1 protein-coding gene and 1 pseudogene are annotated in these 2,509 nt (G+C 69.7%); both read left to right on the top strand.

The features are described from left to right. Nucleotides 1-1,996: pseudogene (locus ACT4N3_RS00035) on the top strand (hypothetical protein); the annotation flags it as partial. Continuing rightward, nucleotides 1,980-2,509 (top strand): hypothetical protein (locus ACT4N3_RS00030; protein WP_444853152.1); only part of this gene is annotated, 530 nt, incomplete at its 3' end. The pseudogene ACT4N3_RS00035 and the gene ACT4N3_RS00030, both read left to right, overlap by 17 nt.

Below are 2,509 nucleotides of genomic sequence, written 5' to 3'. Positions count from 1 at the left end.
CGCGGTCAGCCGCATTCGCGCTACGATCGATCAGCAGGAAGCGGACATTCGCGAGACGCGCGCGCGTGTCGATGCCAATCGCGACTATCTCACCAGCCGGGTGCAGGACAATATCGATCGCTACGGCTCCGATCCGCGCAACTGGCCGCAGCCGCCGGCCGAACCGCGCCAACCTGGCGGGACGCCACCGCCTCCGCCAGCACCGCCTCCGCCGCGGAGCGTCAGCCAGCCGCCGCCTCCCCCGGCGATGCCGTCGGGACCGCCCCGGCGCGGCACGATCCCGGACCCAAACTATGTCGATCCGGCCACACAGCTCCAGACACGCCCGCCGACCCAGGCGGAGCAGCGGGCACGACGGCAATCGGCCCAGGAAGCCGCGCAACGCGCCGCCGCTCAGCAGGAGGCGCAACGCCGCGCGGCGGAGGAAGCCGCGCGCCGCAACCGGCCTCCGCCGCCGCCGCCGCCGTCGTGGCCGCCGCCTCTCAACCGCCCGCCCACCGTCCTTGCCCCGGTCTACGGGCCGCCGGTCCCGAACTCGCAGATCCCGCGCGCGCGGCCGGCGAACCCGGACGATTTGAGCCTGCCTGGACGCGGTGGCAGTGGCAGAGGCGGCGGTGGTGGCGGTGGCGGATCGGAGCGGGGGCCTTTCGAATTCCGCCCGATCCCCGGCAACGCCTTCGTCGAGGGCGAGAATGACTGGCTTGGCGACGCCGCCGGCGGCGGTCCGTGGAGCGTGGGCGACAGCCTGGCCTGGGCCGATATGCTCGCGCGCATGACGCTGCGGCCGCCGACCGGAAGCGAACCCTGGCGCGGCTTCGAACGCGGCCTGCCCACGACGGTCGCCGAGCTTGAGGCGATCTACGAGGGTTGGGACATCAACACCGCGCCGCCCGGCTCGTCCGGCCGCTCCTTCTCGTCGGCCGGCAATTCGCCGCGGATGGATTGGTACTTGCCGGGCTTCGGGGCGCTGTCCGACGAGCTCGCCTTCTACGACGCGATGGGCTGGCTGTTCCGCAGCGCGAGCGAAGGCGGGCCGTGGATCGAATGGGGGCAGCTCGACCTCGCCAATGTCGCGGTGCGCGTGAACGGCAACGGCCAGCCCATGCCCGGTTCGCTCGCCGAATTCCTGCGCGACAATTACTACGTCAACTTCCCGGCCTTCTGGGACGGCGCGCTCAACTTCGACATGTGGCAGTATGATCCGATCGCCGATCGCGACCGCGAGCTGGCGCGCCTGCTCTACGGGCCGCTCTGGTCGGACCGTCCGTATCGGCTGACCTTCGACCCCACCGGACGGCTCGGCCAGTTCAGTCCCGATTCGGTGTTGGCCGGATTCCTGAGCGACCTCAGCTTCGACGACTTTCTCGTGTCGCTGTTGCGCGGCGGGATTGGCGGCCTCGACCGGCTGCGCGCCCAACCGTTCAACGTCCTGCTCACGTGGAGACAAGGAGCGTTCGACGTCGACCTTCATATGACCGGGCCGACCGGGCTACCGGACAATTCGAGGTTCCACATCTTCTACGCGGCGACTGGCGCGCTGGACCGGCCGCCTTTCGCGCAGCTGATCCGCGACTGCATCTGTCGCTCGGGCAGCGAGGCGATCCTGACCACGCAGCTGCTTCAGGGCGGCGTCTATCGCATCTCCGCGTTCAATTTCGGCAACCAGTCGACCAGTTCCACCGAGCTATCGACCAACGCGGACCTGAGACTACTGATTGTGCGCGGGGGCGCGGCGGTCAGCGTCGGCAATGGCACGACGATTCAGGGCGGCACAGTGGTGTTCGCCGGCGCGCCAACGGCCGGGCGGCCGGGCAACACCTGGGTCGGGGTCGAGATCGATCCGCGCACCGGCCAGATCCGGTTCGTCAACCGATCGGACAACAGCGTCAATGGCGACGGCACCGGGGCGGTGCTGAGCGGAAGCCGCCTGTCGCCTGCGATGCAGATGCCGCCAATGGGCGTGCCGGGAGCGAGGCAGGGTGGCCCGGAGCAATAAGGCCTTCGCCCTGCTCGCGCTGACGCTGCTGGCCTGGCCGGCAGCCGCGTCGGCGCAGGCCGTGCCCGATCCGCGCATCGACCAGCGGGTGCGCCAGGTGACGCCGGCCGAGGACGAGGCGCGCCGACGGGAGGAGGAGGCGATCCTCACCGGGCGCAACGACATCATCCTGATGCGCCGGCGCCGCTTCTTCACCCTGTCGGGCTCGGCGGGGCTGAACATCACCGACAACGCCACCTTGAGCCCGGGGCGGAGCGACGGCGATGTGTTCGCCACCGCGGATGCAGGCCTGCGCTTCGGCACCCAGCTTGGTGGTCTCGTCGATATCAGTGCCGAGCTGGGCCTCAGCACCACGCGCTATCTGGACAACACATCGCTCGATCTCGTCGCGGGCTATGCGCAGGTCGCGGCGCATGTCGAGCTGATCGGCTTCGATCTCGACGTCGCCTACACACCCAACAGGGTTTGGGACGGGGATTTTGACACCCGCCAACTCACCCAGCACCGCTTCTC

This window comes from Sphingosinicella sp. (genome assembly GCF_052388015.1).
In the GTDB taxonomy this organism is placed as follows: domain Bacteria; phylum Pseudomonadota; class Alphaproteobacteria; order Sphingomonadales; family Sphingomonadaceae; genus Allosphingosinicella.
This window is presented reverse-complemented; position numbering and strand designations above follow the sequence as displayed.